Annotated in this window: 18 protein-coding genes; 10 read left to right on the top strand and 8 right to left on the bottom strand. The window is 43.7% G+C overall.

The window, feature by feature from the left end; all coding sequences use genetic code 11:
* Positions 1 to 79: 79 nt before the first annotated feature.
* Complete coding sequence (locus tag FCL46_RS23955; protein WP_136810870.1) at positions 80 to 1,588, top strand: IS1182 family transposase; 1,509 nt, start codon at positions 80 to 82, stop codon at positions 1,586 to 1,588.
* A 670-nt stretch (positions 1,589 to 2,258) separates the two neighbouring features.
* Here FCL46_RS23955 and FCL46_RS23950 read toward each other — a convergent pair.
* Both FCL46_RS23950 and FCL46_RS28975 read right to left on the bottom strand, forming a co-directional pair.
* Entirely contained in the window at positions 2,259 to 2,690 is a 432-nt protein-coding gene (locus tag FCL46_RS23950) for a DsrE family protein (protein WP_136810831.1), read from the bottom strand.
* 1,583 nt (positions 2,691 to 4,273) lie between these two features.
* A complete protein-coding gene (locus FCL46_RS28975; RefSeq protein WP_136810830.1) occupies positions 4,274 to 4,981 on the bottom strand; it encodes a sulfotransferase family 2 domain-containing protein in 708 nt (235 codons plus the stop codon).
* Between the two features lie 1,836 nt (positions 4,982 to 6,817).
* Between FCL46_RS28975 and FCL46_RS23940 the strand changes: the two genes are divergently transcribed.
* The gene (locus FCL46_RS23940; protein ID WP_136810829.1) at positions 6,818 to 7,870 is read left to right on the top strand and encodes a cytochrome-c peroxidase; all 1,053 of its coding nucleotides are present in this window, start codon (positions 6,818 to 6,820) and stop codon (positions 7,868 to 7,870) included.
* Between the two features lie 237 nt (positions 7,871 to 8,107).
* Here FCL46_RS23940 and FCL46_RS23935 read toward each other — a convergent pair whose 3' ends face one another.
* Together FCL46_RS23935 and FCL46_RS23930 are read right to left on the bottom strand one after the other, a co-directional pair.
* Complete coding sequence (locus tag FCL46_RS23935; protein WP_136810828.1) at positions 8,108 to 8,287, bottom strand: hypothetical protein; 180 nt, start codon at positions 8,285 to 8,287, stop codon at positions 8,108 to 8,110.
* Between the two features lie 166 nt (positions 8,288 to 8,453).
* Positions 8,454 to 8,639, bottom strand: coding sequence for a hypothetical protein (locus FCL46_RS23930; protein ID WP_136810827.1), 186 nt, complete (start codon positions 8,637 to 8,639; stop codon positions 8,454 to 8,456).
* Positions 8,640 to 8,674: 35 nt separating this feature from the next.
* Here FCL46_RS23930 and FCL46_RS23925 point away from each other — a divergent pair, with 35 nt between their 5' ends.
* Complete coding sequence (locus tag FCL46_RS23925; protein WP_136810826.1) at positions 8,675 to 8,878, top strand: hypothetical protein; 204 nt, start codon at positions 8,675 to 8,677, stop codon at positions 8,876 to 8,878.
* Positions 8,879 to 9,161: 283 nt separating this feature from the next.
* On the opposite strand, the gene glxR is transcribed toward FCL46_RS23925, so the two are convergent.
* The 4 genes from glxR to FCL46_RS23905 form a co-directional block, all read right to left on the bottom strand.
* Positions 9,162 to 10,043 (bottom strand): 2-hydroxy-3-oxopropionate reductase, encoded by an 882-nt coding sequence (gene glxR, locus FCL46_RS23920; protein ID WP_136810825.1) that lies wholly within the window; start codon positions 10,041 to 10,043, stop codon positions 9,162 to 9,164.
* An 80-nt stretch (positions 10,044 to 10,123) separates the two neighbouring features.
* Positions 10,124 to 10,900: a hydroxypyruvate isomerase gene (gene hyi, locus FCL46_RS23915; protein ID WP_136810824.1), complete on the bottom strand. Its 777-nt coding sequence runs from the start codon at positions 10,898 to 10,900 to the stop codon at positions 10,124 to 10,126.
* A gap of 459 nt (positions 10,901 to 11,359) precedes the next feature.
* The gene (locus FCL46_RS23910; RefSeq protein WP_136810823.1) at positions 11,360 to 12,004 is read right to left on the bottom strand and encodes a GntR family transcriptional regulator; all 645 of its coding nucleotides are present in this window, start codon (positions 12,002 to 12,004) and stop codon (positions 11,360 to 11,362) included.
* Positions 12,005 to 12,375: 371 nt separating this feature from the next.
* Positions 12,376 to 13,437 carry a PAS domain-containing protein gene (locus FCL46_RS23905; protein ID WP_136810822.1) on the bottom strand — a complete coding sequence of 354 codons (1,062 nt, stop codon included), beginning with the start codon at positions 13,435 to 13,437 and terminating at the stop codon, positions 12,376 to 12,378.
* Positions 13,438 to 13,906: 469 nt separating this feature from the next.
* On the opposite strand from FCL46_RS23905, the gene FCL46_RS23900 reads away from it, so the two are divergent.
* The 7 genes from FCL46_RS23900 to FCL46_RS23870 all read left to right on the top strand — a co-directional run bounded on the left by FCL46_RS23900 (position 13,907) and on the right by FCL46_RS23870 (position 21,767).
* Complete coding sequence (locus tag FCL46_RS23900) at positions 13,907 to 15,496, top strand: ABC transporter substrate-binding protein (protein WP_176371624.1); 1,590 nt, start codon at positions 13,907 to 13,909, stop codon at positions 15,494 to 15,496.
* Between the two features lie 32 nt (positions 15,497 to 15,528).
* Positions 15,529 to 16,524, top strand: coding sequence for an ABC transporter permease (locus FCL46_RS23895; protein WP_136810821.1), 996 nt, complete (start codon positions 15,529 to 15,531; stop codon positions 16,522 to 16,524).
* Positions 16,521 to 17,396, top strand: a complete 876-nt coding sequence (locus tag FCL46_RS23890; RefSeq protein ID WP_217909512.1) for an ABC transporter permease — start codon at positions 16,521 to 16,523, stop codon at positions 17,394 to 17,396. The genes FCL46_RS23895 and FCL46_RS23890 overlap by 4 nt, the downstream gene beginning before the upstream one ends.
* A gap of 8 nt (positions 17,397 to 17,404) precedes the next feature.
* Complete coding sequence (locus tag FCL46_RS23885; RefSeq protein ID WP_136810820.1) at positions 17,405 to 18,337, top strand: oligopeptide/dipeptide ABC transporter ATP-binding protein; 933 nt, start codon at positions 17,405 to 17,407, stop codon at positions 18,335 to 18,337.
* A complete protein-coding gene (locus FCL46_RS23880; RefSeq protein ID WP_136810819.1) occupies positions 18,324 to 18,941 on the top strand; it encodes an ABC transporter ATP-binding protein in 618 nt (205 codons plus the stop codon). Before FCL46_RS23885 ends, FCL46_RS23880 begins: the two co-directional genes overlap by 14 nt.
* Positions 18,942 to 19,514: 573 nt before the next feature.
* Positions 19,515 to 20,645 (top strand): double-cubane-cluster-containing anaerobic reductase, encoded by a 1,131-nt coding sequence (locus FCL46_RS23875; RefSeq protein WP_136810818.1) that lies wholly within the window; start codon positions 19,515 to 19,517, stop codon positions 20,643 to 20,645.
* 18 nt (positions 20,646 to 20,663) lie between these two features.
* A complete protein-coding gene (locus tag FCL46_RS23870; RefSeq protein WP_136810817.1) occupies positions 20,664 to 21,767 on the top strand; it encodes a DUF3798 domain-containing protein in 1,104 nt (367 codons plus the stop codon).
* Positions 21,768 to 21,833: the final 66 nt, after the last annotated feature.

Genomic DNA, 21,833 nt, shown 5'->3' with positions numbered 1-21,833 from the left:
TATATATAACAGCATGATAAGCTGCATATTCTTGTTTTTTGTGTTAATTTGTATTCAATAAAACAAGAGAGGTTTCCTTATGTCACCCCCATTCAAAAATCTGCCATTAGAATTCAAACAACGGCAAATGTTTCCGAGCAATATCTTTGATCTGCTCCCTGACAATCATGAATGTTATCTGTATAACGATATTTTTCAGCAGCTTGACACCTCAAGTATTGAAAAACAGTATAGCATGCAAGGACAGCGTGCCTATCATCCCAAGTTGATTATCTCGATTCTCATATACGCATACAGTCATGGCCTTTTCAGCTCAAGACAGATAGAAGGACGGTGCCATGTAGACCTTGCTTATATGTATATATCAGGGATGTCATGCCCAAATTTCCGAGTGTTAAGTGACTTTAGGAAAAATAATGCTGAATTTTTTCATGAATGTTTCAAGCAGAGTGTCCTGATAGCCATGCAATTGGGACTTGCGTCTCTTGGCCATGTAAGCTTAGACGGTTCAAAATTTAAGGCTGACACTTCTAAGCATAAGGCCATGAGTTACAAGAGACTCAAAGAAAAAGAACATGAATTACTAGCGGAAATTGAGAGCCTTATAGCGAAAGCAAAAAACTGCGATGAAGAAGAGGACAGGGAGTATAAGGAACCTACCGGATATGGTATTCCCGAAGATTTACAGTTCAAAGAAAAGCGATTAGCAAAAATACAGGCAGCCAAAAAAGCCTTAGAACAACGGGAGCAAGAACTACACCCCGGCAAAACCATTGAGGACAAAAAGCAAATTAGCTTTGCAGATACGGATGCCCGTATTATGGGAAAAAATAACGTCTTTGATTATCAGTACAATGGGCAAATATGTGTAGATGAGGATAAGCAAGTGATTGTTGCCCAACATCTGAGTCTAAATGCAAATGACAAGAACGAGGTTGAACCTGCGTTAGAAAATATACGGGAAACGACTGGCAGTTTTCCTTCAAAGATGAGCTTTGATAATGGTTACATGTCAGGTGATAATCTTGAGGCAATAAGATCGGCAAAACTCGATGCTTATGTAGCAACAGATAAAGCTGAGAAGAGAAGTGAAATTCCGTTAAATGATTCGGACCGCAAGCTCATAAAGGCTGATTTTATTTACAACGAGCGGGGTGATTTTTTCACCTGTCCTGGAGACCAATCCCTCGTTTTAATACGTACATCAAAATCGGGCAGGAAAACATATCAAGGCGACTCTGATGTGTGTGTTGAGTGCGATTATAAAAGCAGATGTTGCAAATCAACTCAGGGTAATGCTCGAACAATTAACACGGATGACAAAGAGCCCTTACGGCAACAGATGAATGAGAAAATGGAGAGGGTAAGCTCTAAAGAAATATATGGAAGACGAAAAGTTATCGTTGAACCAGTATTCGGACAGATAAAAAATATCGGTTTCAGAAGATTCAGTGTCAGAGGGTATGAGAAAGCAAGTGGTGAATTTTCCCTTGCATGCACTGCTCACAACATGAGGAAGTTACTGAGAGCGATCATAAATGGGGTAGTACGTTCAGAGGACGGCAAATTGTTGGCAAATCCTGCATAGTAATGATGGAGAGCCCTGATTCTCAGTATAATTGCATTATTCAGGCGTTTTTCAGGTGCATATTATAAGATTTACCTTTGCGCAGAGATATAAAGCTCCAGCGATTGCTAGGCTTTATGATTTGTCCGATTTAAAATTCCTGTTCTCGGACAGCCTCCTAGTGAAGCCTCAATGTTCACTGGTTCATAAGTTCACGACGAAAAAACGGCTATCATCCTGAATTTCCGAGGACCAAGTGGATAAAACATTACCAGAGGATTGTTGCTCTTTTTAACTTTTGTTATCTGTTCTTAGCTATTTAAAAGTCTAGCATACCAGCCAATTTTCAGAAATAAACGAGCTGAATATCAGTATGTGAAAACACTAGTCGTGCATTTATCTCAGCAATAAAAGCTTATCACTGGCAAGGTTAAATGAGTTCCTAATTGGTGTCGTTAAGATGTTCCTGGTAGTGTCGACTTTTGGTTTTAGGCAAAATCTGATCACATGACAGCTGAAAAGATTCTTATTTTTCGTATCGCTTTAATGAGCGGTTATACTGTCTAGAAATTCGCAACAAATGAGGATAAGGTTGCGAGTCAGATTGCAAGAACTACCTGACTTTCAACAAGCTTCCTTTGAATCAAAACATATGAGTTGGAGTTAACCGTGTACTCACACAAGTTGCCAGTCAGAATGTTAGATTTTGATAGTTCATGTCGAGTAGTTTACCTGCTACAACTGGAGGCTTTGCTACTGTAATTCCCTCAATTAAATCATTGGTGGTTTTGCCGGCATTGGGGAGATAAAGAGGGCATATCTCAATAGAAGCCCCCATTTTCAGCAACGCGTTTAGTAACATGGTTGGTGATTTTTTTGGAGGCAATAAGGTTTCAGTATTAGTTGACTGCAATGCTAAATCACCCGCAGCGCCACACAGAACTATATTAATTTCTTTGTCATGCTCTTTCATGGTCTCAACAGACAATACCATCGCCATCATTTGTGTTTGCCTGTCCGCAGAGGTGACAATAACATTCAAGCCTTTCCCCTGCTCAGCAAGAGCATTATCAGCCCATATTAACAAAGCTGTAAAAAAAATTGTGTAGAATAATTTAAACATAGCTTACCTCCAGGGTTGCCCAATTAATGTTTTTTTCAGTAAAAAAGCTGACATTTTTACAATAGCAACAATAAATTTTTAACCGTAACGTATTTTAAACGTGAGGACATGATCCATACGGATACTGTGAAAAGCATGACCTTGAAAGGTGCAAAAGTCCCTTGGATTATTAACTTGATTATTTTTCATCCCAGAGAGGTGGCGATTGATTAATCCACTGGTAACACCAATTTATTGCCCATGAGGCTAGGTAAAGATGTTCCTGATGGCATAAATTCAGTAACGGAGCCTTAAATTTAAACATTGCTAAATCGAATGTAAACAGTTCTGTCTTTCCCTCTGGGTTAAGGTGCCTTCTGTAAATCTCAAATGAGAGTGTACGGTATTTGGTTGTCAGGTTAAATCGGGTCCGTAAAGTGAAATATTTCATATAGAGTTTTGATTTCTACAGGTCATTCCGTCTCTTTTGTCTGATCTGTTTTCATAAATGCGTTGATCTCACGAGGTGCATAGTAACGAAATCGTATTATCTTACACAACCTCGCCGTATAGTCCGAGAAAGCCATAACAATCTCTCGTGTCCTTAGTAAATATTCAAACATTTTGAAATGATTGATATATTTGATTGTGCCTGCCAAGCTAAAATGATGATGAGAATGCTTGGAAAGTTTGTTGTGTTCATTTGGTCGAAGTTCAAAATCACCTCGAATCTGACGACTCAGTGGGCAGCCCAACAAATTGTGGGAGCCTCCCTTTGGGATATGGCATTGAAGCATTTGATGTGAGGTAGAGATTCTATATGTGGTGCTTTCTTTCGCAATCGAGTGAAAATATGGTCATTAAAGAGGTGCTCTCGGCACCACGCAGTCCTTGGCAAAACCCGTTTATTGTTAGGGTGATCGGCTTGATCAGGCGAGAATGTAGAGACCATGTCATCGTGTTGAATGAAGCTCACCTGAAAACATTCTTTGCACGTATTTCCAATATTATCATAATGACAGAACACATTTGAGTCTTGAAAAGGCTTCTCCCAACAGCTGGCAGATACAACCCAGACCTGCCTGCAAGTGCAAGATAATCGCTTTGCCGCTGATCGGTGGGCGACATCATCGATACGAGAGGAAGAAAGCGGCCAGAAATGCAAATCGTTATGAGATCATCAGGCAACCTTTGCTGATCTTTGACCAGAATCGACCTTACTCGAAGAGTTCGCCTTCAGATCGTGAGGTCAAATGAACCTAACTCCATATAATTGCATTTGATATCTGCACAGAGGATAATATATTACATCATCTTCGCCACGGATGAATATTTACGAAGGACAGGTGAAAAAGCAGCATTCAGGAAAGCTGATACCATGAATGAACTATGAGAACAGTACACAAGGGATCGAGCGTTGGTTTTCTTACAATTATCAAAGGAGACAATGAATGCCCATGCGCGAGGAACTATTTGATTTTATATACGTTACCCGAAAAATCAAGTTGGACAAAAGCATTTAAATCTAAAAAATGCGGAGTGAGACGCTCTACTGGGCTTTGATATTATGATAGCCCTGAGAAATAAAGAAATTTACTATTCCTCTACTTATACTCGAATTCATAACCAAATGTTTCGATATCATTTTTGTAAATATTAGCAACAAAATCAATCGATTCAGAGTCATAGTAATCGGTGTATCTTTTGAAGGTGTTTCTTCGATGATTAATACTAAATTTTGCTCTTGTAGAGTGAAGGATTTTAGTCAGATTATTATCCCTTTTTTGAAAAATGCTTGTAGATTTGTTCCTGTGAGGGAGGATTTTCAATTTTATATTTAGTTGGTCGCAAACATAAGTAAAATCGTCCTGAATATTTTCGAATCTGCCAATAAAATCTACGAGTAAATTTCCATTCTCGTCATGTAAAAAATCATATTGTGGAATGACATGGCAATATTTATCATTCCATGAGGGTTTTGGGAAATGTTCAAATAAAAATTTTTTAAATGAGTATCGGTGTGCGTGCAGGCGGTACTTATATTCAGAAACAATCCTGTCCCATGGATTGCGTACAAATGCGAACTTAAAATAACTATGAAATAATTCTGTGGTTATATGATCATATTTGACGTAGTCATAAGCTCGAAAATGAGGAGGTGGTGGATCGAATTTGTTATCGCCAGGCTTGAATGGCAAGAACAATTGAGTAGTTTTGTTATTACATTGGGGATCACTCAATATACTCGTTAAGCTTGTGCCAGCAGTTTTTGGAATATGGATAAATATACATTTATGAGTATGCGAGATCATTGTTTTTTCATTCGATAAATGTTTACTTGGAAAAAATGGTGCAAAAAATCAACGTAACAGACTGGTAACTTATTGAAAATTAGTTAGGCGTTGTAGGGGGTAATGTCAGTGATAGCAGTTCCTATCGCTATAACCTAAATTTTTAATTTATTTTTCTTGATTGTATGCTTCTTGAAGTAATAATTTATATTACTAATATTTATGGCGTATCAATTTGGGTTTTCTGTTACATCTACAAAATAGCAATATTTATCATCAAGTTGGTTCTGGCCAATATTATTTTTTTTGGACCAACCAAGAACTTCAAGTATTTCGATTTTAAGAAAGTGTGGATTGAAATTGTCAATTTTCTTAGCTTATATATAATAAGCTAGCTCAGTAACATCTTTCTTTTATCAACACTCTGTTTATTCATCGCATGTTTTATCGAACAGAACGTTTAATCTGCGCCTAGACGTTTTACGGGAACAAATCCTTAAACCACCTTTTCTCTCCCCATTCTTTAAGTCAGGTTGTTACAACTCCACAAGACACATTCTTATATAATAGAAATGTTAGGATATTTTGTGATAGTAGCCTAGCGCTCCATGCTGTGCAACAGTATTTCTCAAAATTCTGACCTTGAAGCATTTAAAGGTAATTTGACCACCTCGAGTCCACCCTCTGCTCAACTGATTTGAAAAAAACAAAAAGGGTGGAAGGAGTTGCTGATCGTAGACCTGTATGAACTCATTCGCACTGCCCATCGTAAATACGGCAAAAACATCAGTGAACTCTGACGAATGACTGGACATAGCCGCAATACGCTCAATAAAAAATACGGGGAGAGTCTTGAGGCTACAAAAAAACGGACTCGTCAACCATTTCAAGCCTTAGATCTATGTATTGCGATAATTGATGGATGGCTTGAGCCTGATAAAGGGCAACCGAAGAAACAGCAAAAGACAGCACGCCGGATTTATAATCGAATGGTGTCAGAATTTTGGTTTTGCTGGTGGTGAGTCAACAGTGCGAAGATATTGCTATTTGAGTCGGACCAGGTCAAAATGCTTGAATATATGCAAAATAGTGTCGAAAAGAGGTCGAATTTTCTTCTAGAGAACTCTTTGCTTGTATAAACCAATCGAATTGACTTGGGTTTCTGGGTTATCAATGAGACTCTAATCGTTTTTGGGTCCGTTCTTATGCAGAATAATAAGAAGACCAACTTGATATCATTAGATGAATAATCAGGTAATGCTCGGCTGCAAGCCGCTTAGCCCCGGTTAACGTATAGATTTCGTTGAAGCTTAACGTTTTCCTTTTTAAAGGTAAGACGTGGCCTCTAAGCAAATTGTAAGTAACTTTGTCACGGACAATGCCGCAAAGGTTGTTCTTAGCACAACCCGAGACTTTGTTGAAAGAGCCTTAAACTCCTTATAGCACTTTGTTTGATACCTCAAAGAGCATTCTAATTCTTTAAAATACCTGGTTATTAATAATTACGTGCTATTTTTTCCCATGTTGGTGTGGTCTGACCCCTAGTTCCAAGTTCCAATGTCAATAAGTTCAACAAGTAATGTAAATATCATCTTTTTTCTCGAATTCTTGAATATTGTCCCACCCGACACAATCCTGAAAACTCACAGGAAACTGTATAGTTTGTAACTAGTACTACTACCAGACGTTATAAAGCTTGAATGCATTGTCATATCTGAATGCGCTCAGGAAGAATGAGGATATCGTTTTCTTTTTCCACCGATGCGGTGTTTGACTGAGATCAAAAACTGTCAGTAGTCGAGAGCAGTCAGACACCACTTTTCAGAGGATGTGAATTCTTATGTAGAAGGAGCTGGCATGAAAAAGAAGAATTATACATGTGTATTGGCATTGCCCCTGGTCTATATGGTAAGTGCGTCAAATGCAGTAGCGTTGAGCCGAATGGAAGATCTAGGAAGACAATTGTATGAGGAAACAAACTTTTCTGATCCCGTAGGGCAGTCGTGCCAAACCTGTCACAGTCCGGAGAGCGGTTTTGCAGATCCTCAAAATGCAATATCTCCCGAGGATACATTTGTTTCAATTGGTGCCGATGGCGAGAGCACCGGTGGTCGTAACGCTCCAACGGCTGCTTACGCAGGCTATAGTCCTATGCTGCATAAAAGTAACAGAGGATGGCGCGGCGGTCTCTTTTGGGATGGACGCGCCGATGGTACTCTTACAGGAGACCCATTGGCTGATCAGGCCCAAGGGCCACCCCTGAACCCGGTGGAGATGAACTCGACGAAAGAACGAGTTGTGGCGGTGATAAGTCAGAACTATGCGAAATTATTTATGGCTGTCTTTGGCCGGAACAGTCTGGATGATGTGGATCAGGCATACACCTACTTCTCAATTGCGGTAGCCGCATTTGAGCGATCTACTGAGGTACAACAGTTTAGCTCGGCTTTTGACAACGGTTATATGACGCCGGAGGAGAAGGCAGGAGAGGCTTTGTTCAGGAACAATTGCACCACTTGCCACGCAATGACGCTAAAGATTGAAGAGGGACCGTTGTTTACTAATTACGGATATGCCAATATCGGTCTACCAGCAAATATTACACTTCCTGGTTACGACCCTGAAGAACCAGATCTTGGGCTCGGAGTGACAGTAGGTGACGATCGGGAGAACGGTAAATTTAAAATTCCTACCCTGCGCAATGTCTCGAAGACTGCGCCATATGGACATAACGGATATTTTTCAACCCTAACGGATATGGTGAGCTTTCTAAACAGCAGAGACAGCAGTAATGAATGGGCAGATCCTGAATATCCTTTTAACCTGAGCGAGAACGTGGGAAATATGCTTTTGACAGATCAGGAGGTTGACCTGATTGTTACATTTCTTGGTGCATTGGACGACCAGTAAAAAGGTCTGAAACTGTAATAATCCCGGGTATGGTTTTTATTCATACCCGGGAGTTGCCGAAGATGAAAATGGGCAAAGTAGAATGATGTTACTTTAAGGCTGTAAGCAAGGCACGAGATTCCGAGATAGCAAAATATTTGTCTGCGGTAAAATTCTGTCACGCAACAAACGTTGGATTTAATCTGATTTCAGCCGGATACGGAGTTCGATGATAAATATCTCATTTCTAATCTGTTTTTAGATGAGTGCCTTAATATCATCCACGATATCCAAATAGCGTCGTATCATTTCGATATTGTCAGTTTTGTAGAGCTGACTTACTTTGGTGGTGGCTGCGTCTCTGTCTAAATCAATTACTTCAAATATTGATAACTCGTCGAAAATACTGTGAGCTTCTTCGATGAGGTTTACTAGCATGTATGTATTCATTAAGTGATTTACCCTTTCGTAAACATTAGAAAAGGCACTGTACCCGAAAGTCCCTTACATAAATCTTACAATCTGGAAAATGGTTGTGTTAGTAGCGTGTCTGGCTAGTTAGGTGTTGTTGCTTTTAAGAAGTTATTGTTGTGAAAATAGGTTGTTATCTTCCGTTTACGTAATAATTTATTGCCATTGTGGCAATGGTATAAACAGCACCAAGGTAATCGCCGTGAAGCTGGTTATAGAAAGGGGCCTTGTTCTGAGGGCTGAGTGGGCAAGCCCGTGTCGGTTTGATTCCGACCTCGGCACTAAAGACTAAAGGGCGTAGCGTGGCAAAAGATACCATTTGGAATAGAACTCCCAAAAAAGAGGAAAGTCATAGTGTTTGCCAAGTGGCAGCTATCAGAATTGGTGGGCGATGCAGTAATTTGGGAAGGTATAGATTTTACCCCACAAGAAATACAAACCCTGCTTGATGGAATCCCTGCAGGTGGCCCAAAGGCATCAGATCAGGAAATAGCTTTAAAACAGGCTAATGTCTGGCGTCAGCTCTTCAAATGGGTGGAACCGGATCAATTTGTCTGAACTAAAATGAATATACGTCAAGATAAGGGAGTGTATTCTATCAGAGTGCGCTTTTCTTTTACGATATTTGAAAGTGCCCTCCAAATACCTATTTGTTGACATTTACGTTGTATATTTTAGTATCTTGGCTAGGTCCGCTCCTCACTCATCTGCTCCTTTTGAAAGCGGACCCACCGTAATTCAAACTACGTCAATTGATCCGATCTCTGTAGTTCAGAGTCTGCAACCCCAATAGTCAATAACCACACTTGCATCCGCTCCAAAGATCTAGTGGCACCCGCTGTCAGGCAACCTTGTGAGAGGCCATCAGCTCAAGAGCATGCACCATAGCAGAGTGATCCCAACCCTCACCGCCGGCTGCTGCACAGGCATTAAACAATTCTTGTGCTGTTGCTGTGTTAGGTAGGCTGAGCTTCATTGCACGGGCACTGCTAAGTGCCAGGTTCAAATCCTTCTGATGCAGTTCAATGCGAAAACCCGGATCAAAAGTACGTTTGATCATACGTTCGCCATGTACTTCTAATATTTTAGATGAGGCAAAGCCGCCCATCAATGCTTCTCTGACTTTCGCAGGATCTGCACCGGCTTTAGAAGCAAAAAGAAGGGCCTCTCCAACCGCTTCGATATTCAATGCAACAATTATCTGGTTGGCAACTTTACAGGTTTGACCGTCTCCGTTACCGCCAACATGGGTAATATTTTTCCCCATGAGTTCAAAGATAGGCGTAACTTTTTCAAATGCCTCTTCTGAGCCACCAACCATAATTGTAAGTGTTCCCGCTTTGGCACCAACTTCGCCGCCGGAAACCGGGGCATCTACATATTCACAGCCAAGCTCGTTGATACGTTTTGCAAATTCTTTGGTTTCGATCGGTGATATTGAACTCATATCAATAACGGTTTTCCCTTGAGTCAAACCTGTTGCAACTCCGTTTTCATCAAATAGAACACTTGCGACATGTGGAGTGTCAGGAACCATTGTAATAATAATGTCTGCTTTTTCTGCAACTTCTTGCCCATTTTTGCATGCCACAGCTCCTTTGTCCATAAGCTCCTGTGGAACCCCGCGCGGAGTAAATGCAAAAAGTTCATGGCCACCATCAAGAATATTTCCGGCCATAGGTGCACCCATGATACCTAGTCCGATGAATCCGATTTTACTCATTTTTTTCTCCATTCAAGTTTTGAAGTAATCTTGCCGAGCTAGATCAGGGATAGCTCTATGAAAACAATACAGAATCAATACTATTTGTATTGTTCCAACCATCCGAGACCTGCCTCAGTTGTAGTGGCGGGTATGTACTCACAACCGATCCACCCGGCATAGCCGATTCGATCAAGGAAATCGAAAAGGAATGGATAATTAATCTCGCCTGTTCCTGGCTCGTGACGGCCTGGATTGTCTGCTAATTGGATATGACCAATGCTGCTTATGTGTTTCTCCATGGTCGGAGCAAGGTTACCTTCCATGATTTGCATATGGTAAATATCATATTGTAATTGAATATTATCTGATCCGGCTGCAGTGATTACATCAAGAGCTTGCTGAGTACCGCAAAGAAAGAAACCTGGGATGTCCCTGGTATTTACGGGTTCTATTAGAAGGTGAATGTCGTTTTTTTCCAATTCGGAAGCTGCAAACGTTACATTATCAATAAATGTGTTATTCAGCAGATCACTGCTGACTCCTTCAGGTGCAATGCCTGAAAGCATATTTACCTGGGTATTGCCTAAAATTTTTGCATATTCAATGGCTCTACCTACACCTTCCTGAAATTCACCAACACGATCCGGTAAAATAGCAATACCTCGCTCGCCTGCACCCCAATCCCCTGCAGGAAGGTTATGTAACACTTGTTTGAGGTTATTCTTTTTTAATATTTCAAGTAATTGATTTATTTCAAAATCATAGGGGAATAGATACTCAACACCCTTGAATCCCGCCTTGGCAGCAGCTTCGAAACGATCCAAAAAATCTACTTCCTGAAACATCATTGATAAATTTGCGTTAAAAATCGGCATAAATATTTCCTAATCGTATATGATATAGATATCTTACACTACATTGAGTGCGATTGAACAAACCATTGCCCCATCATTTGATCGCATAGATTGTAGGGACGGACAGAAAGCACAGTCTCCTCGTTCGTATGACAAGCTTCTCTCTGTGAATAATTTATAAATTATAATTTATAAATTAATTCTTGCAACAAAATATTTAAATGACTCATTGGCGAGACTGGAGGCTAATGCGTGGCGTTATGAAATGTTTGCAGTAGATACTTCAACGATGTGAATATTTTACATCTGATATTAAGCTAACAGACGTAGACATCTGAGGCATGCCACGAGGTGATAAACACGAATTATTGTCTTACAGAAGGGAGTTGAAGGTAATTACGGCAGGTAGATATGTCCTTTATACTGCAAGCATTTTGAGGCAGTTGTCAGCGAGATGATTGAGTTTTATCTGCGAATATTTCACTTAGTATCAATGAAAAGATTTTTTCGCATCGTTTGGATATTCTTTTCAACAGCCTTTTGTGCTGCCAAAATATCTCGTCGTTTTATTGCCTCAGCAATACGCAGATGCTCCTCGAGTGTACGTTTGTTCTTCTTTGCCGGATTACTCTTCTTTTCTTTTTTTCGAACCAATTGAAAAAAAGCAGATAAGTGATCCAATAATTTAATTAAGCTGCTATTTTTAGATAATTGAGCAATCAGTGTATGAAACTCAGCATCGAGTTCATTACATGCATCATAGTCTTTCTGAGTAAGTGCCTCTTCGAAGGTATTCAATACATTGCTGATTTTTTCAATATCTGTATCTGTCGAACGTTGAATACATTTCGTGACGGACAATTTTTCCAGAGAAGTCCGGATGTCAATATTGTCTTCTATCTCCTCAGGCTCTGGATCAATAAGATACAAACCTTTTTGAGATTTCTTGATTATAATGCCATCTGCAACGAGCCGGTTTATTGCCTCTCGAACCGGTGTCCGACTTATCGAGATCTCTTCAGCCAGAACATCTTCCCGTATTCGACTTCCAAGCTCGAATTCTCCCCGCAATATTTTCGTTCGGATGATTGAGTAAGCTGCATCATTCAAGCTCTTAAATACCATGTGTAGAGGACGCCCTTTTTTCCTGAGTTTTGCTGTCAAATAGTAAATATTGATCTTTTCTAACCGAAATGACAGAAGAAATCTTCTGTATTACCTGTGAGCGGTAGAGCATATCATCAATACTAAGATTTATAAACCTATAATAGTAATGCTTGCCTGACCGTATTTTGGCGCGATAATCAAACTATACCAGTGGTCATGGGATGCGTGCGGTAAACACAGGAGCACAGGAACAGAGCGCTCCAGCTGAAGGAACGAGCAGTGATCGCATGGGTTCCTTACAAGTCTCGCTATGCTCTTGAAGTAGGAAAAGGACGTGGTGGTTGGATTATTGGGCAGATAGCCTAGACTATTTCCGATGGCGTCCCCTGTCAAAGAACGTCCTTTTTATTATCATTTAATTCTGGATAGAACTTTTCTAGACACGTATCACAAATACTATGACTGAATTGTGCATCCGAATGTGATTCAAGGTAATTTTCTAATCTATTCCAATAGCCTTTATCATCTCTAATTTCTTTACAATGCATACAAATAGGGATAATTCCGCGTAATTGCTGGACTTCAATTTCGGTAGCGGCAAGTTTTGAGATATCTTCTAAAATCAAAACAATTCCACCGAATTTATGACTTACATCGAGCATTGAGGAAATACGTACGTTGAATTTATACTCTTTGTCATAAATGGTGGTCTTTTTGATAAACGTTTTTTTCTTCAGAGTCCCTTCCATGTAGGCCTGTAGCTCTCCAGCCAACCAGGGCAGCAATTTTGAGGCTACTATTTTGTTCGAAGGTTTGGATGTCAGAGAATCCTTATCTATAGTATTTTTTTCTTCAGAAGAAGCTTTATAATAATGACTGCCTGAAACAGTTTCTGTATTAAAATAATTTGCGGCAAATATGTTCATGTTATCGATAGTTCCATCCAGACCGATAAGAAACACAGGGCTGGGAAAACTCTCAAAGATCGTCAAATATTTGTTTTTTTCATTTGTCATCTCCCTGTTGCTTTTCTGCATGTTCAGGATATGCTTATCCTCTTTTCCTCCTGCCCATTCCACACAAAGAGATATTTCAATAATATCAAAAACTCGGTTGATAAACTGGGTATAGAATTTCCGATCAATTGGAATATTTGGAGTTTCTTCAATCAGATCAATATATGCTTGGCGGTAATACTTGAAGAGTCCTAGAAACATAGCGAGGCTTATCCCACGTTCCTTATGTCTTTGGGCCTCCATAATTCCGAAAGAAGCAATCGAAGTTGACGTAAAATCAAACTCAGGGCTAAACTCAGGGAGATCATCAAACTCTTTTGAGGCTGAAATGAGTGACTTGGACAGCCCGGAAATCGAAAGCCTCCAAGCTTCTTTGAGAGTCGAGGTGTAGACCGAATAGCCGGTCTTTTCGGCGTAATGTAGAATTCTCTCCATTAGCCACTCTTCACTCAAATCAAGAAAATCAACAAATGAATTCATATTATTAGTACAATGTTTACGTTGATATCATCATAAAGAACACGCTGAAGTAGCATGTTCTCTCCTCTCGACATCGCCAATGGTGAATTATAGGATTGTCCTATCTTCATTGAGCATATTCCTGATAATAAACAGTTTTCATTGTATAAATATTATAATATCGTATTTGGGCACATTTACATAAAAGAACTTTAGTGAAATAGACCCTTTTGTAAACTGGGGTATGCAAGAAAAAAAATATTGACAGCTTCTTGATGTCAGGATATTTTCACACAAATAAATAATTCGTGTGAAACGAGTCCGTTCGATCCAATTATTGACTGGCCGATAGTATGTATATATCGGATTTTTTTTGCCTTACAGGTAACACGAAAATAAAATATGTAACACTGTGGCAGTTAACCAAGACACCATGGAGAAGAGTATGTCATTACGATTTTTACGTTGTATCTGCATCTGTATTGTCGCTGCATTCGTTTCTGCTCCCGCAGGAATAAGCTTTGCGACGGCACCACCTGAAACCCTGATACTCGCTATTAAGGGCGAACCGGAGGAAGGGTATGACCCCATCCTTGGCTGGGGGCTGTATGGCAATCCGTTGTTTCAGTCGACGTTGCTCAAGCGTGACGAAAATATGCAGATTATACCGTCGCTGGCAACACGTTATACCCAGTCTGAGGATGGGTCAGAGTGGCTGGTGAACATTCGTAAAGATGCGGTATTTTCAGACGGAACACCTCTCACCGCTGAGGACGTAGCTTTTACATTTAGAAAAGCAAAAAGTAGCGGCGGCAAGGTCGATCTGGCCCATCTCGGGAAGGTAGAGGTCACAGGGAAATACAGTCTCACCTTTCATATGAATCAGCGCGACACGACATTTATTAATCGATTCATCACTCTCGGCATCGTTCCACAGCACGCCTATGGTGAGAGCTATGCCAGAAAACCCATTGGGTCAGGTCCTTACCAATTGACTGAATGGACAGAGGGACAGCAGATGGTAGCTGAGGTCAACCCTTTCTATTACGGGGAGCCACCATTTTTCAAAAAGATAGTTTTTCTCTTTACCGATGAGGATACCTCCTTCGCCGCGGCCAGAGCTGGGAAAGTTCATATGGTGGTAGTACCGCAGTCACTCGCTCATCAACAGTTGCCAGATATGGTTCTTCGTGCTGTGAAAAGTGTCGACAACAGGGGGTTGATGTTTCCTACGATTCCAGAAAGCGACGTGAAAACAACTGAAGAATATCCTGTCGGCAATTCTGTCACCGCCGATCCGGCAATCCGCAAAGCTGTGAACCTCGCTATCAACCGCCAAGCGCTGGTCGAGGGCGTCCTTGAAGGTTACGGCAGGCCGGCGTATGGAGTTTGCGACGGGCTCCCCTGGGATAACCCGGAAAATGTTATCTCCGATAACGATATAGCAGGGGCAATCAACCTGCTCGAACAGGCAGGATGGCATGATAGTGACGGTGACGGCATCCGTGAAAAGGATGGATTGAAGGCTGAGTTTACAATTGTTTATCCAGCCAGCAGGAGTGTTCGCCAGTATCTGGCGCTGGCCAGTGCGGATATGCTGAAGAAAATCGGAATCAGGGCCAGGGTTGAGGGCAAGAATAATTTCGAGGAAATACGAAAAGTCATGCATCGTGACGTTATTGTTTTTGGCTGGGGCTCGCACGATCCGATCGAGCTCTATCACCTCTACAACAGCAAATATGCGGGTATTGGGTACAACAACGCAGGTTTCTACACTAACCCAGTGGTTGATTCGAATTTAGAGCGAGCACTGGCTGCTGGAAGTTTCGATGAATCCCTTCCTTTCTGGAAAGCTGCACAGTGGAACGGCACAACCGGGGTTAATGCCCACGGTGATGCCGCCTGGGCCTGGCTGGTTAACCTGGATCATACCTATTTTGTCCACAAGAATCTTGATATAGGTACATCCCAGGTGGAGCCTCATGGGCACGGTTGGCCGATTACCGCGAACATTGAACAATGGAAGTGGCAATAACGCCTGTCTCTTACCACGCAATCGTGACAATAATGATAACTGCACTCAGCAATAATTTCTGGTTGAACCGTACAGGACGGTTTCTGCTAACCTTGACTCTGGTTGCGACTCTTGCCTTTACCCTTGTAACCCTTTCACCTGTCGATCCGGTTACGGCATATCTGGGCATGGACAGAATGCAGATAGGCCCGGAGCAGGAACAACAGATTATAGAGAGATGGGGATTGGATAAAGGACCTGTCGACCGTTTTTTTATCTGGGCTGGCAACGCATTGCAGGGTGATCTCGGCCGCTCAATGATATTTAACGAGCCGGTAACTGAGGTTATTGCTAAACGGTTTCTTACCTCGCTGAGCCTGATGGCCTGCGCCTGGTTGATTTCCGGTATCCTTGGCTTCCTGCTTGGTGTTATTGCCGGTATACGCCAGAATTCGCTCATTGATCGTTGTGTCAGATTGTATGCCTATACCATGGCTTCCACCCCATCATTCTGGATGGGGATGGTTCTGTTGGCCATATTCTCTGTCAACCTGGGTATTACCCCGATTTGCGGAGCGTATCCACCTGGTGCCACCAGCGCCGATGTGACAATGTGGCAGTACCTCCTCCACCTACTTTTGCCTGCTGCCACATTGTCACTCATCGGCGTCGCCCAGATTGCATTGCATACCCGGGAGAAAATGATTGATGCCATGAACAGTAACTATGCACTGTTTGCTATGGCCCAGGGCGATAACAGGATTGGTGTGGCAATACACCACGCCTTGCGAAATATAGCCCTGCCTGCCATTACCTTACAGTTTGCCTCTCTGGGTGAGCTGTTTGGGGGCTCTGTCCTGACGGAGCAGGTTTTCGCCTATCCCGGTCTTGGGAAGGCTACGGTTGAAGCCGGAATACGAGGGGATGTGCCACTACTGCTCGGCATAACGCTCTTTAGCGCCATCTTTGTTTTTGCAGGCAACACAATCGCCGATATTCTCTACACCCGGCTCGATCCGAGGATCAATGACAGGAGTGAACCCTTATGATACGTGTACGCCCCATCAGTCTGCCTATAGCGTTGCAGCTTCAACTGATGCCCGCCTTCACTAACCGGACAAAGGCCTGGCTGGCCTGCCTGTTCTGTGTCGCGTTTTTTCTGTTGCTGCTGATTGGTGCTGAGGTTCTCGGCAGATCCGGATTGGATATTGACTTTCTGCACCGCAAACTTGCACCTTCGCTTGCTTACCCTTTCGGAACCGACTGGCTTGGACGGGACATGCTGGTTCGTACTGTGCACGGACTTCGCCGTAGCCTCGCTATCGGCTTGCTGGCAGCAGGGTGCAGCTCAGTTATCTCTCTGGGGATTGGCTTCATGGCGGCAACCATGGGCCGGAGAGTGGATAGTATACTCTCCCTGCTTATAGATACTGTGATGGCTACCCCGCATCTAGTACTGCTGATTTTGGTATCTTTTGCCTGTGGCGGTGGTCCGAAAGGGGTGATCATTGCCGTGGCGGTCTCACACTGGCCGCGGCTGGCCCGTATTATTCGAGCGGAACTGCTGCAGCTCAGGGAAGCAGACTTCATTCGTGTTTCCAGAAAGCTTGGTAAATCAAACGGGTGGATTGCAGTTCATCATATGCTGCCGCATCTTCTTCCCCAGTTTATGATCGGCCTGATCCTGATGTTCCCTCATGCAATCCTGCATGCAGCCGGACTTACCTTTCTCGGTTTCGGCCTCACCCCGCATGAGCCGTCCATTGGTATCCTGCTTTCGGAGTCGATGCGGCATCTGTCAACCGGCTATTGGTGGCTGGCAATTCTGCCTGGGCTTTCTTTAGTCTTTACCGTCAAGCTCTTTGATATTCTAGGCAACAACCTGCGAACCCTGCTTGATCCACGAACCGCTCAGGAGTAATAGACGCCATGCTGGAAATCAATAACCTCTCTATTTCTTTTCAACGAAACCGGGGAGCCTTTAATCGGGAAACCCTTCCTGCTGTTTCAGATATATCCCTTTCCGTGCAGGCGGGCGAGATTGTCGCTCTCATTGGTGCAAGCGGAGCTGGCAAGAGTCTGCTAGCCCACGCGCTTCTCGGTTTGCTTCCGGATAATGCGAATATGTCGGGAGAATTCATTTTTAAAGGGGAGCACATCTCACCCGCCCGGATCAGGGAGCTGCGCGGCCGTGAAATCGCTCTTATCCCACAGTCCATCAGTCATCTGAATCCACTGCTCAGGGTGAGGAAACAGGTCTACCGGTCTGCACGGTTGAGCGGCAGATGTCATGATACCGCAGATGTAAGCTGTGATAAGGTTTTTTCAAGATACCATCTCGCTGACCCGGTCAAGAGTATGTTTCCCTTTCAAATTTCAGGTGGAATGGCCCGGCGGGTGTTGACTGCTACTGCGACCTCCGGTCTGGCCGACCTCATTATTGCAGATGAACCGACCACAGGGCTTGATCCTGAAGTTACATCTCAATCCCTGAACCACTTGAGAGAACTTGCCGCTCAAGGGAAAGGTGTCATTCTTATCACGCACGATATTGAGAATGGTGCCCGGATAGCTGACACCATTGTCGTCCTTTATAATGGGGCGACCGTGGAGGTTACCCCTGCTAACTCACTTGAGAGAGGTGACCTCATCATGCATCCATATACCAGGGCATTGTGGCAGTCATTACCTCAGAACGGCTTTGTGGGTGTGCCGACAGCGGTAGCGGAAGGTGGCAGCATGCATAGCGGGTGCGCTTTTGCCGGGAACTGTCCGCAGGCGCGAGCTGAATGCCGCGCTAATGCACCGCTACTACGACAAATAAATGGTAAGCTCGTGAGGTGCAACCATGTTACAGGCTGAAAAAATTCACTATCGATATCACCACGATGTTCCATTGCTTGAAGAGCTGGACTGCACAATCGAGCCGGGTGAGATTGTAGGATTACCAGGGCCGAGCGGCTGTGGCAAATCAACGCTAGGCCGTTTGCTGGCTGGATATCATACACCGCAGGCGGGAACGATAAGCAGGGGGGGAAACCCTCTGCAAACGGGAGGATACTGCCCGGTACAGATGATATTTCAGCATCCGGAGATGTCAGTGAATCCGCGATGGCGAATAAGAAAAATTCTGGAAGAAGGTAATAATGACCATGCAGAGCTTGTTCGCTCTTTTGGTATTCATCAGAACTGGCTGGAACGTTATCCGCATGAACTTTCAGGTGGCGAGCTGCAGCGTATTGCCCTTATCCGGGCGATGACTCCAGCCACCCGATACCTGATTGCCGACGAAATGACAGCATCGCTTGATCCCGGTACACAGGCGCTTATCTGGCAGAACGTTATGAGCTGGTCAAAATCCAGGGATGTCGGGATTCTCGCTATCAGTCACGATGTCAATCTGTTGGAACGAATCTGCGACAGGATTGATAGTACATTCACTAGGGTCAATGCGTTTGCAACATAACGGTTGGGGGCGAGGAGGCTGGTGAATGTTGCCCGGTAAGTCCCTACGTCAACAGGCGACTGTCTGATTACCCTGGAGGCTGTCCGACAATAGATATTTTCGTTCAAATCGAGGCAAATTCGAAAAATTACCGCAGGCATATACTTAATATTCCGAGGATAATATTTCGAGTTTAACGAAGATATGGGCGAAAAGGGCATTGTCGGACAGCCTCCTGGGGTTGCGTCGCTTTGGGAAGTTATCCTAATATTCAGTACATATTAATATCTAACGAGTAAACCTTATTGAGGTAATCCAATAGCGGCCTCTCTCAGGTCGGTTGTTTATTGGTTCCTTCTCCCTTCTACTTCATAAAAACGAGAGATCAATTCCCTCTGCTTATACTTTACGAAGAATCCATTGGTTATTCCAATTGGACACATCTGCTTTTTTGTACTAAGCAGTCTTTCATCAACATTTCTGACTTATTATCTGAAATATCAACAACTACCAAAACAGATACGGTAGCTGCAATCCGGCTTTTTACCAGGTAAGTCCAAAGGGAAGGCCCTATATTTATGTCAGTTGAGTGCAATGTTTGACGATCACTATCTAGCCAAAATTGAAGAACGGACTTCCTCAGATGCCACGCGCGCAAAAGCTCGTGGCGCGAAGGTTGTCGGCGTTTACTGTGCCTTTACCCCAAAAGAACTGATCAGCGCAGCAGGGGCAATTCCTGTCGCGCTCTGTTCCGGCAGTGAGCACCCTATACAGTTAGCAGAGCAACATCTGCCACGAAATCTCTGTGCTCTTATTTCATCAAGCTACGGTCATGCGCTAGGCGATACCTGCCCGTATTTTCATGCAACCGATCTGCTGCTGGCCGATGCAACCTGCGACGGCAAAAAGAAGATGTTCGAGCTTTTAGGTAAACTTCGCCCCCTGCACCTCGTGCAACTGCCGCAAACTGCCGACACCACGGCGAGCAGGATTGCTTGGCTTGAAGAGGTGCGGCGGATCAAGAGTGTTGTGGAGGAGTTATGTAATGTGACCATAAGCGATGAAGCGCTGAGCAAACAGATACATCTCTATAACCGGATGCGGGCAGTAATCGAAAAGGCCTTTGCACTTAACAGCGGCAAGGTGCCCGTGTTCTTTGGCCGGGAACTTTATCGTCTTACCTCGCTTGGCGGATTCGAAAGCAACCTTGAAACCAGAATAGCTGAGCTTAATGCTGCCATATCCCGCGGCATGGAGCGCAGTATCAGTTCAAGCCATATGCGGGATGTGCGCAACCGTCCGAGAATTTTGCTTACAGGCTGCCCGACCACCCACACCAAAGTGCTGGATCAGATCGAAGAGAGCGGCGGAATTGTGGTTGCCATGGAAAATTGCGGTGGCCTGAAAACAGTTGGCGATCCGGTTAGTGAAGAAGGTCCGCCGCTGGAAGCGCTGGCGGAACGTTATCTTCGTACTGCCTGTGCCTGCATGACTCCCAACCACGGCCGGCTTGAAATTCTCAATCGCCTGATTGCGGATTACCGCATCGATGGTGTCGTTGAGCTGACCTGGGATGGATGTCATACCTACAACATCGAAGCGTTTCAGATTCGCGAATATGTAGAAGGGCTGGGCCTCCCATATCTGCAAATCACAACTGATTACTCAGAAAACGATACTGGCCAGTTACAGACCAGAATAGAAGCATTTTTAGAAATATCATAAAATTATAAGGAGAACATCATGATTCGTAATGGAGCACTGGCTCTTGTCGGGCTATTTCTAACCCTGTTTACTGTCACCGGTGCCATGGCAGCGGATAACTACAAAATCGGCATCGTTACCCCGACCTTGTCTGCAAGCGAAGATGAATTTCGCGGCGCAGTAAGGGTGAGCGAAAAATACCCAGGCAGGATCAAACATATCTCTTTGCCTGAAAATTACAGCGAAGAGCAGGAAACCGCCATCACACAGATTCTCAGCCTTGGTGACGACCCAGAGGTGAAAGCGATCGTGATCTGTGCCGGATACTCAGGAATCCTGCCCGCTATCCAGAAAATGAAAACCAAGCGACCCGAGTTACTGATCATCACCGCACCTATCTGGGACGACCCGGATATGATGGCGAAGTATGTGGATCTTAGCCTCGATACCGACTGGGTGGCACGCGGACGATCTATTCCGGCCAAAGCAAAGAATATGGGCGCAAAAACCTTTATTCATTACTCATTCCCGACCCATATGGCTAAAGAAGTGTTGGCCAAACGCCGGGATATGATGAAAGAGACCTGTGAAAAGGAGGGAATGAAATTTGTCGAAGTCAGCACTCCTGATCCGACGACAGGTGCAGGCGCTTCGCCTATGCTGCAGTTTCTGCAGGAGGACATCCCGCGGCAGATCGCTCGCTATGGTCAAGATACTGCTATCTTTGGAACCAACTGCCCGATGCAGGACGTTATTATCGCCCAGGCCCTTGAGCTGAAATTCATTATGCCTGAACAGTGCTGCCCGACTCCTACCCAGGGGTTCCCTGCTGCTATGGAACTCGAAATTAGCGAAAAAGATGCCGGAAATTTTGATGTAATCAACGCGACCATCGCCAAAAAAGCTGCGGACGCAGGTGTGACCGGCAGACTCTCAACCTGGCCTGTACCTGTTGGCTATTTCTTTCCTGAATTCTCCACCGAACTCGCCATGCAGAAAATTGACGGTAAGCTGAAAACATTCAATCTTGCTAGTCTTCAGCCGGTTGCTAAAGAGGTTGCAGGTGTCGATGTTCATTTCAATGCAATGAAGCCAGGTCTCGATAATTATTACCTAATTATCATGGATTCCATTATTTATTGATCCTGAGCTGCAAACGCAATTCCTTCATGGCCCACTCCAGTGTATGGGAGTGGGCCTCCTGGTGTT

The sequence above is a fragment of the Desulfosediminicola flagellatus genome, from assembly GCF_005116655.2.
Lineage (GTDB): Bacteria > Desulfobacterota > Desulfobulbia > Desulfobulbales > Desulfocapsaceae > Desulfopila > Desulfopila flagellata.
The sequence above is the reverse complement of the archived record's forward strand: the minus strand, read 5'-3'. Positions and strand labels throughout refer to the sequence as shown.